The following is a 16,802-nucleotide window of genomic DNA, read 5'->3' on the forward strand; positions in this document are numbered from 1 at the left end:
ACACATTATGAATCCGGAACAACAGATCGAACAGATCAACGCCAGCCTGAAAACCGTCAGCGACCAGTTGAAGGACATGGCCGAGAAGGCCAACGCGCGCGGCACGCTGGACCAACAACTGCGCGCCGACATCGACAAGACCCTGACCACGCAGGGCGAGCTGCAGGCCCGCCTGGCCACCGCCGAGCAACTGCTGGCGAAGGTCCAGAACGGCGGTGGCGACGGCGCTCGCCCGAAGTCGATGGGCGAGCAGTTCACCGAGCGTGAGGACTACTCCGCCTTCGCCTCCAACCCGCGCGGCAAGTTCCGTGCGCCGGTCAGCGCCGAGATCGCGACCACCTCCGCGGGCGACCTGGTCGTTCCCCAGCGCGTGCCCGGCATCGTCGCGCCGCCCAACCAGCAATTGCGCGTGCGTGATCTGCTGACCTGGGGGCGCACGTCGTCCAACGCGGTGGAGTTCGTGCGGGAAACCGGCTTCACCAACAACGCCGCGCCGGTGGCCGAAAGCGCGCTCAAGCCCGAGTCGGACCTGACGTTCGAAGATGCGTCGGCGCCCGTGGCCACCATCGCGCACTGGATTCGCGCGACGAAGCAGATCTTGGCCGATGTGCCGATGCTGCAGTCGTACATCGACGGGCGCCTGCGCTACGGCCTGAAGCTGGTCGAAGACCGCCAACTGCTCAAGGGCAGCGGCGTGGGCCTGAACATCGACGGCATCTACACGCAGGCCGTCGACTACGCCAACCCCGGCGTGGTGGTGCAAGCCGAGAACCGCCTGGATCGCCTGCGCCTCGCCCTGCTGCAGGCCGAACTGGCCGAATACCCGGCGGATGGCATCGTTCTGTCGCCCATCGACTGGACGGCTATCGAGCTGCTGAAGGACACGACCAACGGCTACCTGTTCGCCAACCCGCGTTTCGTCACCCAGGCGGGCCTGTGGGGTCGCTCGATCGTCACGACCACCGCGATGGATGCGGGCGACTTCCTGGTCGGCGCCTTCGCGATGGGGGCGCAGGGCTGGGACCGCGAGGACGTGAACCTGACTGTGTCGCTGGAGGACCGCGACAACGTCATCACCAACCGCGTGACGCTGCTGGTCGAAGAGCGGGTGGCGCTGACCGTCTTCCGTCCCGAGGCGTTCGTCAAGGGCGAATTCGCGGGTCTGGATGCCCCGGCCGGCGGTTGATGTAAATGGGGGCGGCGCTTTACGGCTGCCCCACTTATCAGGAGATCAACATGGAAGTGAAAGCAATCTTGCCGTTCGAGCACATGGGCACGCGGCGCCGTGGTGATGTGTTCGAAGTATCCGAGCGAGTCGGTGAGCGCCTGGTTCAGAAGGGCTTGGCGAAGCTCGTCTCGCCCACGGTCGACCCCGCACCGGTTGACCCGGCGGCTGATGCGCCTGTCGATGGCAAGCCGAAGGCGAGCCCGCGTCGAACCCGCGTCCAGCAGGGCTGACCATGTCCGTGATCAGCCTCGAAACCGCGAAGCGGTTCCTGGACGTCATCCACGCCGCCGACGATGCGAAGCTGCAGATGTTGCTGGACGGCGCCGAGGACGAGGCGGTGCAGTACATGAACCGGGGGCTGCTGGAGCCAGTTCCGGCAGCGATCCTGGTTGATGGTGCGTTGCTGGTAGCTGAGCCGCTTGACGCCCCGCCCGACAGCATGGTTCTGGGTGTGATGCTGCTACTCCAGGCCTCCTACCAGGCGAGCCCCGAGGACATTCCTAAGCTGCGCGCGGCCGCGGAAGTGAAGCTTGCACCTCACCGCATCGGATGGGGGGCGTGATGCTGGCACACCGACTACGCCACCGGGTGACATTCGAGGTGAAGGGTGATCCCGTGCGCGACGGGAACGGCTACATCGTTCCCGGCAGCGGCGGCTGGCAGATCGTGGTCCTGGGCGACGGGTTGCGGCTCGAAGACGTGCCCGCCGAGGTGCTGACCGGCGCCGGACGTGAGTTTCAGGGCGGCAACGCGACGCAGGCGGAGGTCAGCGCGCGGGTGAACCTGCGCTGGTTTCCAGTGAGCCCTACCGTGTTGGCGTCTTGGCGCCTGCGCTGGGACGGGCAGGTCTTCAATATCCAGTCCGCCGAGACGGACGCCACGGCGCGCCGCGAATGGCGCCTGCGCTGTGTGGACGGGCCGAGCGAGGGACAGTGACGATGACCATACCCTTCACCAAGGCACCGCCGCTCCCGCCGCGCTGGTCGGGCTCGGCGCCCAGCCAACTTGACCGCATCGAGGCCACCCAGGCGCGTATGGAAGGAAAGCTGGACGCGCTGCTGGATGCGCTCGCCGGCGACGGTGATCAGGATGATCCACCGACGATGACTCTGGACGGAGATCTGGCGGGCGAGGCCAGGCCGGAAGGAGAACCGCTGTGAAGGTCGAAATGAAGCTGAGCGGCGTCGATGATGTGATGCGCACGCTCCAGTCGCTGCCGGCCGAGATTGTGTCCAAGCGCGGCGGCCCGGTGAAAACGGCCCTGGCGCGCGGCGCACGTTATCTGCGAGACAGGGCAAAGGAAAACCTGCAGGCCTCGATCGCGCAGAACGGAGACGAGTCCACCGGTCTGCTGCTGCAGAACGTGATCGCCAGCCGCGGCAAACCACCCATCGGCAGCAAGGGCGAGCGCTATCTGGTGCGCGTGCGTCGCAAGACATACGCGCGCAAGGGCAAGGAGCCCGTGACCACGCGCAAGACGGCCGCGCTGATGGAGTACGGATCCAGTCATCAGCCTGCGAGGCCCTGGCTGCGACCCGCTGTGCAGCAGCATGGCCAGCGCGTTATCGAGATGGTGAGCGCCGACGTGGTGCGCCAGATCGACAGGGTGGCAGCCAAGGCCAAGCGTGAGGGGAAGCTGTGATGCTGGCGCCCGTTTTCAAGACCCTCAACACGCCGGCGGTGCGGGGCCTGGTCGGCACTGAGCCGAGAATTTACGGATCGGGCATGGCGCCGCAGGGCACTCCCACGCCGTACATCACCTGGTTCACGGTTGCCGGGCAGCCCTACGACCAGCTGAGCGGGCCGCCAGACGGCGACAACGACACGGTGCAGGTCGACTGCTGGGCAGGCCCTGACGACGACCAGGAGGCGACCTGTATATCGCTGGCGCGCGCGGTGCGCGATGCCCTGGACGCGGCCGGTATCGCCAACCGCACCATCGTTCACACCCGCGAGACGGACACCAAGCTGTTTCACATAGGCCTACAGGCCGACTTCATCAGGGGCCGGTAGGCCGTCTGTATTGCAACCCCATCTGCCCGCCTTGAGCGGGCATTTTTATTGCGAGGTCATCATGACTGCTGGCGTTATCAAAACCCAGGGCACTCACCTGTTCCTGCTCAACACTTTGGCCACACCTGACCCGGTCATCCTCAAGATGGCCTGCCCGACGGGCATCACCGGCTTGGGCGCGGGCACCAAGTCGCAGATCGATGTCACCTGCCTGGACGCCACCGAGGACCAGGAGTTCATCCCGGGGCTGGGTGCGCCGGGTCAGGTGTCGGTCCCCTTCAACTTCATACCGACGGCGGAGTCGCACCAGGGCATCCTCACGACGCTCAAGGAATCGGGTGCCGTCCTGGAATGGATCGTCGGTTTCTCCGACGGCACCGCGGCACCCACCATCGTCGACGATGCCATGGTGTGGCCGACCGCCCGCACGGCTGCTCGCATCCAGGCGTACATCGCCGAGGTGACGATCGATGCCGCCACCAACGACCGTGTCACCGGAACCCTGACGCTGCAGCGTTCGGGCAAGGTCGACTGGAACTTCAAGCCGGCGGCTTAAGGGGGCAGGATGGATAAGCAACAACTGCCCGACGCGTTGTTCGTCAACGACGAGATCGTGGCGCGCGAGGTCGAACTGGGTGACAGCAAGAAGCACACGCTGCACTTCAAGGCGATCAGCCACGTCGAGTTCAACAGGTGGGTCGCCGCGCTGACGTCCCCTGATGAAGGCGTGCGGGATCGGGCGCACAGCCGTCTGCTGGTCGCCAGCATGGTGACGGCCGACGGCAAGCCGGCGCTCGACATGGAGCAGGCCAATCGCATCAGGCCCAAGGTGCTGCGCAAGCTGTCGGACGTGATCGCCGACATCAACGATTTCGCGGATCTGCGGGGAAAAGGCTGACGGGCGAGGTCCGCTTCTGGCACATCCTGGCCCTGGGCCTGGGGCGGACCATAGGGGAACTGCAATCGAGCATGACAGAGGTGGAGTTCCGATCCTGGCAGCAGTTCTACCAGGAGACGCCATTCGACGATATGCACCGCTACCACCGCCCGGCAGCGATGCTGGCGCAGGTGCAGATCGGCGGCGACTACCCGGCACGGCTGGATTGGCTGGTAGGCGGCATGGGCCTGCGGCAGGACGAAGACCAAACGCCGTTGCTCTCGGATCAGTTCTCTGAAGCGGACCTCAAGACGTTCGCCGCCCTTGGAATGAAGCCCTCTCGGGCATAGGTACACATCATGGCAACTGCTGGATCAATCGTTGTCGATCTGCTGGCTCGCACCGGCAGCTTCGAGACGGACATGGACCGTGCTGCGCGGGCGTCTCGCCGTGCCGGTCGCGAGATCGAGCAGAGCGCCGAGCAGGTGGGCTCGTCCTGGACGCGCGCCTCGGCGCTCATGGGGGCGGCATTCGCAGGGATATCGGTCGGCACGGCGTTGACCGCGTTCGTGCAGAACACGATCAATGCGCAGAACGAGCAGGCGCAACTGGCCGCGGTGCTTGAGTCGACGGGCCGCGCGGCGTCCATGAGCGCGGACAGCCTGAACGCCATGGCCGATGCCATCGAGTCGGCCAGCACGTTCTCGGCCGGCGAGGTGACCGAGGCGCAGGTTGCCTTGCTGGCATTTACCGGCATTGCGGGCCAGGAGTTCCCGCGCGCCATGCAGGCAGCTGCCGATATGGCGGCGCGCACCGGCATGACCGTGCGTGCCGCTGCCGAGACAATCGGGCGGGCGTTGGATATCCCTTCGGAGGGCTTGGCCGCGCTGTCTCGACAGGGATTTCGGTTCACCGACGAGCAGAAGAAGCTGGCTGAGCGCTTGGAAGCCACCGGCCGCACTGCTGAAGCGCAGGCCATTATCCTCAAGGCCTTGGAGGAAAGCTACGGGGGCGCCGCCGCTGCAGCACGGGACACGTTGGGCGGATCGCTGGCCGGCTTGCGCAACACGGTATCAGCGCTGCTGACGGATGAGAGTGGCAGTCTCACTGGCTTGCGGTGGGCCATCGAGGCTGTGAACGACGCGCTGGGTTCCGATGCGGCAAGGGATGGCTTGAACGCCCTGACGGTCGGGGCTGGTGCCCTGGCCGTGGTGCTGGGAACCAGGCTGACCGCTGCCGCGCTATCCTCGGCGGGCGCGTTCGCTGTCGCTCAGGTTGAGGCAGCACGCTACCAGGCTACGCTGGCACGCATGGCGGGCGTGAGCGCGCCGGCGGCCGCCGGGCTGGCGGGCCTCGGTGCTGTCGCTCGCGCGTCCAGCGCAGCTCTTGCGCTGGTCGGCGGGCCGGTGGGAGCCGTCACGCTCGCGCTGGTGGGTGCCGCGTATGCCTGGAACCAGTATGGTCGAGACGCGCGTGATTCGGCTTCGGCAGGAGCGCGGGCGGTCGCCGACACCAAACGCGGCATCGACGAGTTGGTGGCATCGTTCCAGCAGCTTAACCAGTTGCAGCGCGAACAGGTCATCACCATCAAGACGGAGGATCTTGATGCTGCCCTGAAGGAAACTCGATCGGCCATTGCGGACCTGGGTGATGCTTTCAGCCCTTCGCTGTCCCAGGGTACGCGTGCCGCAGCCCAGTTCCGTTCGGAGTTCTCTGCTGAGGTGCGGGGAATTGTGCAGGACACGGCGCTGTCGTCCAACGAAATGGCTGCGGCGCTGTCGGGGCTGATAGACACCTACATACAGTCAGGACGCGCAAGCGAGCAAGGTCGCGTCAAGTTGACCGAACTCGCCCAGAAAATTGTCGAGTCTGCGGGCAACGCATCGCAGTTGTCGCGCGAGATAGAAGTGCTGGTGGAGGCCCAGCGCGGTCTGGCGGCATCTGCAGAGGCAGCATCTGGCGCGCAGGGTGGCGTGGCCGAATCCATCGTTCGGACCAGCAAGGCTGCGGCCTCTTATCTGGAGAACCTGCAAAAGCAGGCGGTCGTCGCAGGCAAGCTGACCGAGTCGGCCAAATTGGACGCCCAGATAGATGCGGGGCTCTTCACGTTCAGCGAAGAGGACCTGAAGTCCGCGCGTGAGTACGCGAAGACCATCGATACCGCCGACAAGGCGAAAAAGGCGTTGAAGGAGTCCACCTCAAAGGCCAACAACGAGTTGGTCAGCATGGTGAAGGCCTTAGAACTCCAGAAGGCCACGCTGGGCATGACGGAGGAAGCGGCGGGCCGGTATCGCATCGAGGTGGCGACTGGGACGGGCGCAGCGCGCAAGAAAGCCTTGGCCCTGTACGACGAAGTGGCCGCGTACAAGCGCCTGCAAGAGGCGATCCAGCAGACCATCTACGTTCAATCAGTGCAGCGCGAGATCGATCTTTACCGCGATGAGCGCAACATCGATGTGGCGGGGGTGGGGCTGTCGGATCGGCAGCGCGAGCTGATGGAGCAGGAGGTGGCTATCCGGCAGCAATACGCCGAGCGCCGCCGCAAGTTGGAGGAAGACCAGCAGGTCGAATCCACGCGCCTGGCCAAGACGGCCTACGAAGAGCGCATCGCGGCGCTGAAGTCGGCCGAGGACCAGCAGGTCGAGATCCTGCTCGCATCCTCGATCCGCAAGCGGGAGGCGGAGTCATCGTGGCAACTCGGGGTGGCCCGTGGGCTGGGCAATTATGCCGACAGCGCGATGAATGTGGCCTCGTCTATCGAGGGCGCAGTGACAAACGCGTTTTCCGGCATGGAAGACGCGCTGACCGGGTTCGTGCGCAACGGCAAGCTGAACTTCAAGGATCTGGCCGACAGCATCATTTCCGACATGGTCCGGATTGCTGTCCAGCAAAGCATCACAGGGCCGCTGGCTGGCGCCTTGGGCAACGCCCTGGGCAGCTGGATGGGCAGCAGTTCCACCGTGTCAGGCTCAAGCCTGCAGGGCATCGGGGGAACCGGTGGCGGGCTCCTTGACAACATTCAGTTCGACAGCGGCGGCTACACCGGTGACGGTGGACGCTATGAGCCGGCGGGCATAGTTCACCGCGGCGAAGGCGTACTGAATCAGGATGAAATCCGCGCTCTGGGCGGAGAACGGGGCTTCAACGCCTTGCGTCGCGCCATCCGTACCGGACATGCGGCGGGCGGCATCGCGGGTTCGCCTTCGCTGCCGCCGCCGGTGGGCCGCACGCAGGCTGGCGGGGATTTGCGGGTGGAGGTCATCAACAACGGAACCCCCCAGCAAGTAACTGGTGCTGAGCGCGGTTTCGATGCGAAGGGCGAGATCATACGAATTGTGGTTTCTGATCTGAAGAAAAATGGGCAGACGGCGCAGGCGGTCAAAGGCCTGGTGGGGGCGTGATGGCGGACTTTCCCGAGTATGCGTGCATCCTGCTCCAGGGCTACACCGAGACGCCCGACTACGGCGTGCTGCGCACCGAGATGGACAACGGCATTGCCAAGCAGCGCCCGACCCGCTCGCTGGCTATCGTGACGCGCGCGGCCACCATTCACGTCGGTGTCCTGGCCAACAAGCTCCTATTCGACGAGTGGGCGCGTACGGCTATCAGCGGGGGCGCGGGCTGGTTCAATTGGACTGACCCCCTCACGCAGACGGTCAAGCAGACCCGCATTGTCGGGGGGCGCTACGAGTGGTCATCGCCAGGCAAGGTGTGGCGGGCCACGTGCCAGATCGAGACGGTGGGCTGATATGCCGAGATCCTATTCCCCCAACGCCCGCCGCAACCTTCTGGCGACCAGCGCCGACGAGCCGTTCCTGGTGGCCATCGAGATCACGCATCCCGATCTGGCCGTGCCTGCGCGCTTCGTGAACGACAGTCAGAACGTGACCATCACGGGCGCGGAGTTCTTCGCCACGGCCTTCAACCTGGTGCTGCCCGACGACCAGCAGGATCAGGTGCCCCAGGCCCGCCTGGAGGTCGACAACATCGGCCGCGAGCTGACGCAGTGGCTGGAGGTCAGCCAGGGCGGGAAGGGCGCCAAGTGCCGCATCCTGCAGGTGCTGCGCAGCCAGCCGGACGTGATCGAGTTCGACATGACGCTGGATCTGTCCGAGTTGGCCATCACCAACGAGGTGGTGAGCGGCGCGCTCGGGTTCAAGAACACGTTGATGCAGTCCGCGGTGACCGTGCGATACGACCCCAGTACCGCGCCCGGGTTGTGGTGATGCATAATCGCCCGGTCAATGGGACAGGAGAGCGGGATGCGAGTTTTCGGTGCATTGCTGGTGGCGGCTGTGCTGGCTGGTTGTGCGACGCCAGCCGATAGGCTTGGCGAAAGCGAGTTCGATTGGATGGCGATCGATATCCAGCGCCCTTATCCGGATGTGGTGGCAGAGCTGAAGAATCACGACAGCGTCTGCCATGGTTTCTTCGAGAGGAAGGAGGCGGTATGGAGCGAGGCGCCTGACAAGCAGTCGTTGCGCATCGATATCCATGTCGGCTCGATACACAAATCCACAGACCCGGTTTACGGACGGATCGAACTGGCCGCATCGGGTTCAACCGCGGCCAAGGGCCGGATCGGTGTGCAGAGGGTTTTCTCGCGACCGGTATTCGGTGAGCCCCGAGGCTGGATGGATGCCGCTCGGCGCTTGGAGGGTGACCTTCAAAATGGCTCCCTGAGTAAGTGCAGTTGAATAATCCCATATGAACAAACCGCCCTCGGGCGGTTTTTTTTCGTCCATCAGTATGCATTGGTCAGACAGATTCGTAGGCCTTCCCTACGTTCCCAACACCGGAGATTGCGCCGCGTTGGCTGCACGGGTGTCGAGCGAGGTCTTTGGGATAACGCCCAAGATTCCTGCCTCTCATGCGGTAGGCCTTCGGGCACAGGCGGAGCAGGTGGCGGCACACCAGGACGAGGCAGCTGAGCGGATATCCGCCCCGCGCGATGGTTGCCCCGTCTTGCTCAAGGGCCGAGGCCAGCTTTGCCACATAGGTGTCATGTGCTGGCTGGCCGGCGAGTGGTGGGTGCTGCACGCGGACCAATCCGCTGGGTCGGTGTTGCGCCAACGTTTGCGCGACGTGACAAGGCTGCATTTTCAACTCGAAGGGTTCTACGCATGGAAGTGATTGAAACCCCAGGACCCGCCCTCGTCAGCCTGCCCAACCCTGTAAGCCATGAGGGGAAGGATCTGGCTTATGCGGCCTTCTTGCCTGGTGAAACCCTGGGCGCCTACGTGCAGCGCACTGGGGTGACGATTGCCCAAGGCCCGGTCGATGTCTGGCAGAACGGCAGGCCCGTGCCTGAGGCGCTGTGGCAGCGCCTGATTCCCCGCACCGGCGACCTGATCGTCGTACGCGCATATCAGCCGCAGGGCGGTGGGGGCGGGAAGATTCTGCGCACGGTAGCCATGCTTGCGGTAGTGGTCGCGGCGGCTTGGGCGGGCGCTGCCTATGGCATGGCGGCAGGGTCATTCTTCGGCACTTCCACCGCAGTTGGTGGCGCGCTCGTGTCCGCGGGCGTGGCCCTTGGCGGATCCATCATCATCAGCGCACTGCTTCCCCCGCCGCGCCCGACGTTCGGCCAACTCGGCACCAACAAGTTCGAGACGAGCCCGACCTACGCCATCAGCGGCGGCCGCAACCGCGCGCGCCAGTGGGAGCCGATGGCGATCATCTTCGGTCGTCATCGCGTCGTGCCCGACCTGGGCGCGGCACCGTACACCCAGCAGGAGGGCGACGACTCGTACCTGACGCAGTTGTTCCATTTCGGGCTGCAGGGCACTGGCGTGGCGATCTCCGACATCCGCATCGGGGACACGCCGATCACGTCATACCAGGGCGTCCAGACGCAGGTATCCGGTCCTGATGGGCGTCTGGGCATGGTCCTGGGCAACGTGGACACGATCCAGGGCGCCACGCTGGTGGCATACCAGTCGTTCACCCGCACGACGCCCACCGACGTGACCTACATCACTGTGGAGTTGGCGGCGCGGCTGTTCGTTATCGCTGATGACGGGGGCGTGGGCTCGCGCACGGTGGATGTGATGATCGAGTACCGCCCCGCTGGCAGCACGGGGGATTACACAGTGCTGGGGGGCGTGAACGCCGTCTATGCGACTCACTATTGGGCCGCCGAGCGCGATGGCGTGCAGATGCTCTACGGCAGCACCAATCCTGCTGAACATTGGGACGGCCAGGAAACCCTGGTGCGGGACCCATACACCCGGGAGTCGGTGTACGCGGTCTGGCGCTGGCGCCCGCACCCGTACCGCCTGGGACAGCCGTGGCAAGGGGTCGCTCCTGACCCATTGGTGACGCCCGGAATCAGCGGTTATTTGCTGACCGGGGCACGTCAGGAGCCGACCCGGCGCGCCATCGGGTGGAATGTTTCCCAGGGGCAGTACGAGGTGCGGGTGACCAAGATGACCCCGGACATCAACAGCTCGCGCGAGTCCAACGAGACTGCCGTGCAGCAGATCCTGGCGTACCAGGTCGACCAGGCGGACTACACCGGCCAAACGCGTTTAGCGGTCCGCATCCGGGCATCGGGCCAGCTGAACGGGCAGATCGACGAACTCAACGCCATGGCAGCGGCGTCCGCACACGTCTGGAATGGCTCGGCCTGGGTGTTCCAGCACACGCGCAATCCGGCGTGGTGGTTCCGCTGGTTCGCCATTGGCCAGCGCAATGCTGCCGGGCAGCGCATCTATGGCGGGGGGCTGGGTGCTGGCGAGGTCGACACGGATTCCATCATTGCGTGGGCGGCGTGGTGCGACCAGAAGGGGCTGACGTTCGACTGGGTGCTGGACCGCAAAATGGCCGCAGCGGAGGTGCTGCAGATCATCGCGCGCGCCGGCCGCGCATCGCCGACCTGGCAGTCGGGGCGCCTGGGGGTGATCTGGGACGCAGCGGACCTGCCGGTGACGGCGATGTTTGGCCCTTTCAATATCCGGGCGGGCACGTTCGAGGTCGGTTACGTCAACGACGGCACGGTGGACGAGATCGTTATCAACTTCGCAAACGCTGCCCGCAATTACCAAATGGACGAGGTGCGCGCGCGCGTGCCCGGTGCGGCTGCGACGAACAACCCGCTGCAGCTGGACCTGGAGGGCTGCACCAGTGCGGACATGGCGGGGCGGGAGGCCAACCTGCTGGCCGCTTCGCAGCTGTGGCACCGCCGCCGCGTGACGTGGGAAACGGATATCGAGGGCTACGTTGCCACGCGCGGCGACGTGGTGTCGTTCTCGCACGACCTGACGGTGTGGGGCTACTCGGGCCGCCTCATGCCCGGCAGCCGAGGCGCCGAGGATGGGCAATTGCCGCTCATGGTGCTGGATGGCATGGTGCCCACGGCAGGCACAGGTACGGTGTTGCTGCGCGGTCCCGAGGGCCAGATGCGCACGGTGTCCGTCACGTCGGCGTCTGGCGAGGTTGATCAGCTCACCGTCGTCACATCGCTGGACGGTTTTCCGATGCCGGGGGATACGGGCTACGAGGATGCACAGCCGCTGGATTGGGCTTGGCAGTTCGACCCGATGGCCACACCTGGCCGGCGGTTCAAAATCGTCAGTGTCGAGCCAGTTAACGAGGGTGTGCGGTTCCAGGCTATCGACGACGATCCGCAGTATTACGCCAGCGAGACGAACCCCTACCAGTACACCCCGCCGCGTGATGGCGCCGGGCTGTCGGGTGTTGTGTTCTCGCTGTCCGCGTCCGAGGCGATCATGAGCGTGCCCGCCGATCAGGTGCGGGTGACGTTCGGCTGGGTGTTGTCGCGTGAGATGCCGGTGCGTGTGGCGGTGTCCGTGAACGGGCGGGCCTCACCGGTGCAGGTGGTGGACGGACGCAGTCTGGACGTCACGGCGCGTACTGGCGACGTGGTGCAGATCACAGTAACGCCCGCGGGCAGCACAGGCGCCGGCGCGCCGCGGTCACTGACCTATACCGTCCAGGGGCTCGCAGCGCCCCTGCCACCCGTCATCGGCCTGACCAGCGTCTTTCGTGACGGGCTGACGGTGTTGGTGTGGCGCTCCGTGGTTGACGGGCGGCAACCGATGTATGAGGTGCGGCTGGGCGATACCTGGGCCAACGGCGCCACGGTGGCGATCACGCCCGCGCTGGAGCAATTGGCCGTGGACAACGGGCTGTATTGGGTGGCAGCGCGGTTTCGGCTCTCGAATGGCACGGTGATCTATGGTGACCCCGATACCCTGCAAATCGCGGGCGCGGTGTTGGTGCGCAACGTGCTGGTGCAGCGTGATGAGGCGCCGGCGTGGGCAGGCACTGTGTCCGGCGGCGCGTACGTCTATGAGGGGTCGCTGACGCTGGCGCCGCAGGGCGATGTCTTGAGTATCTCGGACGTGTTGGCCGAGCAGGATGTTCTCTGGTACGGCGGCCCAGCACCCAGCGGCACGTATGCCGTGGCCGAGGCTGATCGTGTCGACATCGGCTATGTCACGCCGGTGCGCATCGACTTGGATGTGGAGTTTGCCGCCCGGAATATCAGTGCCGACATCCTGAGTTCGTCCGACATATTCGCCATTGCCGACGTTCTGAATGGCAGCGACCGGCAGTTCGTGACGGTGCGGCCGCAGATCCGGCATGCGCAGGAGGAGGGCGTTTGGTCCGACTGGATGGACTACGTGCCGGGCCTGATCAATGCGCGTTATTTCGACGTGCGGCTGCTGCTGAGCACCGACGACCCGCTGATCATCCCCTACGTGACGCAGTTCACCTGGACGGTGGATGTGCCCGACCTGGTGCAGCACGGTGAGGGTCTGGCGGTCCCGCCAGAAGGTGTGTCCGTCACCTACGCCAAGCCGTTCCACGCCCGCCCCAACGTGCAGATCACCATCCTGGACGCGCAGGCTGGCGACCAGGCGGTGCTGACGACCTCCACGCTGACAGGATTCGAAATTCGCATCATCAACGGCGCCACCTCAGTGGCGCGTGAAATCAACTGGCTGGCACAGGGATATTGACCATGCAGACACAAACCCAAGTGACGACCACGCCGCCCCTGCCCGGGGTGGACTTGGTCACACAGATCAATGCCGCATTGCGGACTCACGGGACCAATCTGGCCGGGCCGGATGACCCTGCCGCCTTGGCGCTGCCTTACTACACATGGGCAGACACGGGCACAAACAGGCTGCGCCGGCGCAATGCTGCCGGCTCGGCGTGGGTGGATATCGCCCCGATCCTGGGGCGCCTGCTGGCAGCCAGCGAGGTTGGCGACGCGGCGTTTGCGTCCATCGCAGGCACGGTGGCTGGCGGCGCGCTGTTTGAGATGGGGGCGAATTCCAACGGTCGGTGGTTGCGGTTCGCTGACGGCACGCAGATCTGCTTCACCATTTCGAATCTGAATTTGTCCGGCTCGTCATGGACATCCTCGCCGGGTGGTTTTTCCTATCTGCAGCTGGGAGCGCAGGTGATCCCGGCAGCATTTGTGGGCTCGGCGCCATCGTTGGTTGCAGGTTCGTTTTACGACAACGATATCTCGGGTCGTTCTGCGTATCTGGCAGGCATGTCGCAACCCACACTGACTCAGTTCCCAGCGGGGGGCTACCTCGTCTCACCAGCTGCCAGCGCGCCCGGATCGTCGAGCGGCAGCCTCCGCCTCATCACCCTTGGAAATTGGAAAACCTGATGAACATTCACCTCACCCCCCAACTCAGTGATCGGCAGGTAACGGTCGAGCGTGACGGCGACGCCCTGACCATCGACGGCCGGCGATTCGATTTCAGCGGCGTCACCGAGGGTGCCACGCTGCCCGAAAGCGCCATCGACTGCGACGTCATTCTGGGGCCGGTCGAGCGTATCGACGGCGTTCTGCATGTCACGCTGCTACTGCCTCACGGCGCCGAGGCCAGTCAGGCCGCGCGCTTCCCCGCGCCCATCAACAACCCGCCCAACGGGCCTGTGGAGTTCCCGAAATGACGATCGACTATTCGCATTTGGTCACGGCAGAGCACAAGCTGACCAGCGCCAGAGCGGCCGCATCCGCTCTGATCCAGGCCTGGCGCGACGGCGAGGAGCGCATCGGCGTGGTGTTCGACCATGACGGCCGCATGTGGGACGGCGACGACGCCAGCCTGGCGCGGCTGCAGGGCGCAATCGGCGGCGGCTTGGGCGCCGTACCCGATTTCTTCTGGACCGACCACGACAACGAGGACGTGCCGATGGATGGCGAGGCACTGGATGCGTTGCTGGTGGCCATGCAGTCCGCACGCGCCCAGCGTGGATTCGAGATCCACCAGCGCCAGCGCGCCATGAAGGAAGCGGTGGCCACCATGAGCACCGCGGACCTGGCCGCGTTCACGCCGGGCTGGTAGTCCGCAGCGTCCTAAGCAGTTCTGAGCCACAGGCCCGCACAAGCGGGTTTTTTTACGCCTGGAGGAACCATGCGCCTATCCCCACACTTCATCCTGGCCGAGCTGACCCGCTCGGACACCGCCGCGGCGCGCGGCATCGACAACACGCCGGGGCCTGCGCATCTGGCCAACCTGCAGCGGTTGGCCGAGACCCTGGAGAAGGTGCGCGCGCTGCTGGGACAGCCGATGCTCATCAGCAGTGGTTACCGCTCGCCGGCCTTGAACCGCGCCGTGGGCGGATCCACGACCAGCGACCACAGCAACGGGCTGGCGGCTGATTTCACCAGCCCGCGCTTCGGCACGGTGCGCCAGGTCTGCGCAGCAATCCAAGGCAGCGGCATCGCCTTCGACCAGCTCATCTACGAGCAGGGCGCCACGGAATGGGTGCACCTGGGCATTGGCACGCGCATGCGCCGGCAGGTGCTGTCCTGGTCCCAGGCCCGCGGCTATGTGCCGGGCATCGTGAAGCTGTGAGGCGCTGATGCAACTACCTGAAGAACTTGCAGGTTCGGGCCTGGGCGGTTGGCTGGGGGCGCTGGCAGCCACCATCATAGGCGGCGGGCTGATGCTGCGCCGCTGGCTGTCTCGCGACTCGGTGGAGCGCGCGGGCGATGAGGCGCGCGTCGAGGTGATCGACATGCTCACTACGCAGCTGGCCGCGGCGAACGCCCGCGCGGACATGTTCGCCAAGGAGCGCAACGACGCCTACCGCGAGGTGGCGGACCTGCGCGAGAAGATCGCGCGCCTGGAAACCCAGATGGGGTACATGCAGGCCAAACTGGAGAGACTCGATGCCAACCCGCATCCGTGAGGCGATTGATCGCCTGTATCGCACCCATCCGCGCGCTGTGGCGCTGGTTGAGGGCTGGCTGCTGCTCGCCTTGATCGTGGGGGGCAGCGTGGCCATCGGCCGGCAATCAGGGCTGTCGAGCGCCGATGTCCAGGTGGCGGCCCTATCGGCCGCGCACCAGGCTGAACAGCAGCGCCTGATGGACATCAACCGGCAGCTGATGCTGATCATCCAGGACCGCCTGCCGCAAATCGCAGATACGGCCCAGGGGGCGGCCGAAACGGCGCAGGTCGCGGCGGAGAAGGCAGCTACGGCGGCGTCGCGTGCCGGCGCAGCGGGTAGCACTGCCAACACCGCGGCCACCACGGCGAAGAAGGCCGCTCAGCAGGCGGGGCAGGCTGCGCGCGCCGTGGATCGAGCGGTGACGCCTGCGCCCGCCGCGCCCGCCAGCGCACCGGAGTGGCTGAATTGAGCGCGGCCCTATTGAAAAGGGCGCTGCCCTACCTGCTGTCGGGCGCCGTGGTGCTGGCCTTGTGGTTCGCACTCGGCTGGTATGGCGACCGGCGCGAGGACGTGGGCTACGGGCGCCGCGACCTGGAGGCGCGTGCCGAGGTTGCCGCCGCCCAGGCCGATGCAAGAGCAGAGGAACGGCGGCGTGTGGCCGCCATCGAGGAGATAAGGAATGAAGCCGACCAAGAACTGGCCGCTGTTGTTGAGCGTGAGCGCCGTGCTGCTGATGTCCGGGTGCGGGACGCAGTCGCGGAATATGCCCGTCGCCATCGACCCGCCAGCAATTCCGGCGCTGCCCAGTCAGGCGCGCCAGTCGGCGACCCCATCGGCATGTTCGCCGAGCTGCTTGGAGAGCTTGACGACCTGGCGGGCCAATACGCTGCAGCGGCTGACCGAGCCCGCGCCGCAGGACTGACCTGCGAGCGGGCCTATGACTCTCTGCGCTAGGGCTTCGGCTTCAAAGCCGGCGGCGCCGGGGGATCGAATAGGGGGATGTAGTCTTCGAGGTCGTGCGGCACCGGCGCGCATTTACGCTTGGCAGGCCCCGCGGGCTCCAACGTCAGTTTGTCGGCACGCTTGCGTTGCACCACGGGCACATCCGCCAGCTCGGATTGAGCCACGCTGGCGACGGTGGGATTGATGCGGGGATGGGGGCCGAGCGAGGCCATCACCTGGTTGAACCGGAGCGCCAAGGCTTGGTAGCGCCGGATCTCCCATAGCAGCCGCCAAGTATCGGTCCCGGGGTGGGATCGCGCGGTGATCTCGCGCAGCTCGTCGTCGGTTAGGTAGGGGCGGAAAGACATGGCAATTCACTGGATGGGCGTACAGTGTATGCCGGGAAAAATAGGCGACGGATTGGTGCCAAAAGATGAAACAGTCCTTGTCTATCAACCCAAGCTTGCGGGGGCTGGCTCTCGTAACTGACGCGCTTGGTTGCTGCGCTAACGTTCTGATTCTCAATGAGACATGCGCATCACGTTACGGTGGGTACAGGCCAACCAATAC

The 16,802-nt window shown here is 65.4% G+C and carries 23 protein-coding genes; 22 read left to right on the forward strand and 1 reads right to left on the reverse strand.

The window, feature by feature from the left end:
- Window positions 1-7 precede the first annotated feature (7 nt).
- The 22 genes from ODI_RS06175 (at window position 8) to ODI_RS06285 (ending at window position 16,244) form a co-directional block, all read left to right on the forward strand.
- Window positions 8-1,186, forward strand: a complete 1,179-nt coding sequence (locus ODI_RS06175; protein WP_067759328.1) for a phage major capsid protein — start codon at window positions 8-10, stop codon at window positions 1,184-1,186.
- A 50-nt stretch (window positions 1,187-1,236) separates the two neighbouring features.
- Window positions 1,237-1,458: a hypothetical protein gene (locus ODI_RS06180; protein ID WP_067759326.1), complete on the forward strand. Its 222-nt coding sequence runs from the start codon at window positions 1,237-1,239 to the stop codon at window positions 1,456-1,458.
- A 2-nt stretch (window positions 1,459-1,460) separates the two neighbouring features.
- A complete protein-coding gene (locus ODI_RS06185) occupies window positions 1,461-1,790 on the forward strand; it encodes a head-tail connector protein (RefSeq protein ID WP_067759324.1) in 330 nt (109 codons plus the stop codon).
- On the forward strand, window positions 1,790-2,164 hold the full coding sequence (locus tag ODI_RS06190) for a head-tail adaptor protein (RefSeq protein WP_067759438.1): 375 nt from the start codon (window positions 1,790-1,792) through the stop codon (window positions 2,162-2,164). Before ODI_RS06185 ends, ODI_RS06190 begins: the two co-directional genes overlap by 1 nt.
- A 2-nt stretch (window positions 2,165-2,166) precedes the next feature.
- Entirely contained in the window at window positions 2,167-2,388 is a 222-nt protein-coding gene (locus ODI_RS06195) for a hypothetical protein (protein WP_067759322.1), read from the forward strand.
- On the forward strand, window positions 2,385-2,870 hold the full coding sequence (locus tag ODI_RS06200; protein WP_067759320.1) for a hypothetical protein: 486 nt from the start codon (window positions 2,385-2,387) through the stop codon (window positions 2,868-2,870). The genes ODI_RS06195 and ODI_RS06200 overlap by 4 nt, the downstream gene beginning before the upstream one ends.
- Window positions 2,870-3,241: a DUF3168 domain-containing protein gene (locus tag ODI_RS06205; RefSeq protein WP_067759318.1), complete on the forward strand. Its 372-nt coding sequence runs from the start codon at window positions 2,870-2,872 to the stop codon at window positions 3,239-3,241. The genes ODI_RS06200 and ODI_RS06205 overlap by 1 nt, the downstream gene beginning before the upstream one ends.
- 10 nt (window positions 3,242-3,251) lie before the next feature.
- Window positions 3,252-3,797 carry a phage tail tube protein gene (locus ODI_RS06210; RefSeq protein ID WP_162292291.1) on the forward strand — a complete coding sequence of 182 codons (546 nt, stop codon included), beginning with the start codon at window positions 3,252-3,254 and terminating at the stop codon, window positions 3,795-3,797.
- A 9-nt stretch (window positions 3,798-3,806) separates the two neighbouring features.
- Window positions 3,807-4,139, forward strand: a complete 333-nt coding sequence (locus tag ODI_RS06215; protein WP_067759313.1) for a hypothetical protein — start codon at window positions 3,807-3,809, stop codon at window positions 4,137-4,139.
- Between the two features lie 71 nt (window positions 4,140-4,210).
- Entirely contained in the window at window positions 4,211-4,468 is a 258-nt protein-coding gene (locus ODI_RS06220) for a phage tail assembly protein T (protein WP_067759311.1), read from the forward strand.
- Window positions 4,469-4,477: 9 nt separating this feature from the next.
- On the forward strand, window positions 4,478-7,519 hold the full coding sequence (locus ODI_RS06225) for a phage tail tape measure protein (RefSeq protein ID WP_067759309.1): 3,042 nt from the start codon (window positions 4,478-4,480) through the stop codon (window positions 7,517-7,519).
- Window positions 7,519-7,866 carry a hypothetical protein gene (locus ODI_RS06230; protein ID WP_067759306.1) on the forward strand — a complete coding sequence of 116 codons (348 nt, stop codon included), beginning with the start codon at window positions 7,519-7,521 and terminating at the stop codon, window positions 7,864-7,866. The genes ODI_RS06225 and ODI_RS06230 overlap by 1 nt, the downstream gene beginning before the upstream one ends.
- A 1-nt stretch (window position 7,867) precedes the next feature.
- Window positions 7,868-8,344 (forward strand): DUF1833 family protein, encoded by a 477-nt coding sequence (locus ODI_RS06235; protein ID WP_067759304.1) that lies wholly within the window; start codon window positions 7,868-7,870, stop codon window positions 8,342-8,344.
- A 36-nt stretch (window positions 8,345-8,380) separates the two neighbouring features.
- Window positions 8,381-8,815: a hypothetical protein gene (locus tag ODI_RS06240; protein WP_067759302.1), complete on the forward strand. Its 435-nt coding sequence runs from the start codon at window positions 8,381-8,383 to the stop codon at window positions 8,813-8,815.
- Window positions 8,816-9,241: 426 nt separating this feature from the next.
- The gene (locus ODI_RS06250) at window positions 9,242-13,105 is read left to right on the forward strand and encodes a host specificity protein J (protein ID WP_082985507.1); all 3,864 of its coding nucleotides are present in this window, start codon (window positions 9,242-9,244) and stop codon (window positions 13,103-13,105) included.
- A 2-nt stretch (window positions 13,106-13,107) separates the two neighbouring features.
- On the forward strand, window positions 13,108-13,773 hold the full coding sequence (locus ODI_RS06255) for a hypothetical protein (RefSeq protein ID WP_067759300.1): 666 nt from the start codon (window positions 13,108-13,110) through the stop codon (window positions 13,771-13,773).
- Window positions 13,773-14,063 (forward strand): hypothetical protein, encoded by a 291-nt coding sequence (locus ODI_RS06260; RefSeq protein ID WP_067759297.1) that lies wholly within the window; start codon window positions 13,773-13,775, stop codon window positions 14,061-14,063. The genes ODI_RS06255 and ODI_RS06260 overlap by 1 nt, the downstream gene beginning before the upstream one ends.
- Complete coding sequence (locus ODI_RS06265; protein WP_067759295.1) at window positions 14,060-14,458, forward strand: DUF4376 domain-containing protein; 399 nt, start codon at window positions 14,060-14,062, stop codon at window positions 14,456-14,458. Before ODI_RS06260 ends, ODI_RS06265 begins: the two co-directional genes overlap by 4 nt.
- Before the next feature lie 69 nt (window positions 14,459-14,527).
- Complete coding sequence (locus ODI_RS06270; RefSeq protein ID WP_067759293.1) at window positions 14,528-14,971, forward strand: D-Ala-D-Ala carboxypeptidase family metallohydrolase; 444 nt, start codon at window positions 14,528-14,530, stop codon at window positions 14,969-14,971.
- 7 nt (window positions 14,972-14,978) lie between these two features.
- Window positions 14,979-15,308, forward strand: a complete 330-nt coding sequence (locus ODI_RS06275; protein ID WP_082985506.1) for a hypothetical protein — start codon at window positions 14,979-14,981, stop codon at window positions 15,306-15,308.
- Window positions 15,289-15,759, forward strand: coding sequence for a hypothetical protein (locus ODI_RS06280; RefSeq protein WP_067759291.1), 471 nt, complete (start codon window positions 15,289-15,291; stop codon window positions 15,757-15,759). The genes ODI_RS06275 and ODI_RS06280 overlap by 20 nt, the downstream gene beginning before the upstream one ends.
- Before the next feature lie 11 nt (window positions 15,760-15,770).
- Window positions 15,771-16,244: a DUF2514 family protein gene (locus tag ODI_RS06285; RefSeq protein WP_157929732.1), complete on the forward strand. Its 474-nt coding sequence runs from the start codon at window positions 15,771-15,773 to the stop codon at window positions 16,242-16,244.
- Here the strand turns inward: ODI_RS06285 and ODI_RS06290 are convergent.
- Window positions 16,241-16,600 carry a hypothetical protein gene (locus ODI_RS06290; protein ID WP_067759286.1) on the reverse strand — a complete coding sequence of 120 codons (360 nt, stop codon included), beginning with the start codon at window positions 16,598-16,600 and terminating at the stop codon, window positions 16,241-16,243. The genes ODI_RS06285 and ODI_RS06290 overlap by 4 nt on opposite strands.
- Window positions 16,601-16,802: the final 202 nt, after the last annotated feature.

Source organism: Orrella dioscoreae (assembly GCF_900089455.2).
Taxonomy (GTDB): domain Bacteria; phylum Pseudomonadota; class Gammaproteobacteria; order Burkholderiales; family Burkholderiaceae_B; genus Orrella; species Orrella dioscoreae.

Bases quoted from the DNA above. Each gene is read 5' to 3' on its own strand.
- ODI_RS06270 (WP_067759293.1), top strand. From the start codon at position 14,528: ATGCGCCTATCCCCACACTTCATCCTGGCCGAGCTGACCCGCTCGGAC.
- ODI_RS06215 (WP_067759313.1), top strand. From the start codon at position 3,807: ATGGATAAGCAACAACTGCCCGACGCGTTGTTCGTCAACGACGAGATC.
- ODI_RS06290 (WP_067759286.1), bottom strand. From the start codon at position 16,600: ATGTCTTTCCGCCCCTACCTAACCGACGACGAGCTGCGCGAGATCACC.
- ODI_RS06250 (WP_082985507.1), top strand. From the start codon at position 9,242: ATGGAAGTGATTGAAACCCCAGGACCCGCCCTCGTCAGCCTGCCCAAC.
- ODI_RS06220 (WP_067759311.1), top strand. From the start codon at position 4,211: ATGACAGAGGTGGAGTTCCGATCCTGGCAGCAGTTCTACCAGGAGACG.
- ODI_RS06265 (WP_067759295.1), top strand. From the start codon at position 14,060: ATGACGATCGACTATTCGCATTTGGTCACGGCAGAGCACAAGCTGACC.
- ODI_RS06225 (WP_067759309.1), top strand. From the start codon at position 4,478: ATGGCAACTGCTGGATCAATCGTTGTCGATCTGCTGGCTCGCACCGGC.
- ODI_RS06230 (WP_067759306.1), top strand. From the start codon at position 7,519: ATGGCGGACTTTCCCGAGTATGCGTGCATCCTGCTCCAGGGCTACACC.
- ODI_RS06205 (WP_067759318.1), top strand. From the start codon at position 2,870: ATGCTGGCGCCCGTTTTCAAGACCCTCAACACGCCGGCGGTGCGGGGC.
- ODI_RS06235 (WP_067759304.1), top strand. From the start codon at position 7,868: ATGCCGAGATCCTATTCCCCCAACGCCCGCCGCAACCTTCTGGCGACC.
- ODI_RS06180 (WP_067759326.1), top strand. From the start codon at position 1,237: ATGGAAGTGAAAGCAATCTTGCCGTTCGAGCACATGGGCACGCGGCGC.
- ODI_RS06195 (WP_067759322.1), top strand. From the start codon at position 2,167: ATGACCATACCCTTCACCAAGGCACCGCCGCTCCCGCCGCGCTGGTCG.
- ODI_RS06255 (WP_067759300.1), top strand. From the start codon at position 13,108: ATGCAGACACAAACCCAAGTGACGACCACGCCGCCCCTGCCCGGGGTG.
- ODI_RS06185 (WP_067759324.1), top strand. From the start codon at position 1,461: ATGTCCGTGATCAGCCTCGAAACCGCGAAGCGGTTCCTGGACGTCATC.
- ODI_RS06190 (WP_067759438.1), top strand. From the start codon at position 1,790: ATGCTGGCACACCGACTACGCCACCGGGTGACATTCGAGGTGAAGGGT.
- ODI_RS06175 (WP_067759328.1), top strand. From the start codon at position 8: ATGAATCCGGAACAACAGATCGAACAGATCAACGCCAGCCTGAAAACC.
- ODI_RS06260 (WP_067759297.1), top strand. From the start codon at position 13,773: ATGAACATTCACCTCACCCCCCAACTCAGTGATCGGCAGGTAACGGTC.
- ODI_RS06275 (WP_082985506.1), top strand. From the start codon at position 14,979: ATGCAACTACCTGAAGAACTTGCAGGTTCGGGCCTGGGCGGTTGGCTG.
- ODI_RS06240 (WP_067759302.1), top strand. From the start codon at position 8,381: ATGCGAGTTTTCGGTGCATTGCTGGTGGCGGCTGTGCTGGCTGGTTGT.
- ODI_RS06280 (WP_067759291.1), top strand. From the start codon at position 15,289: ATGCCAACCCGCATCCGTGAGGCGATTGATCGCCTGTATCGCACCCAT.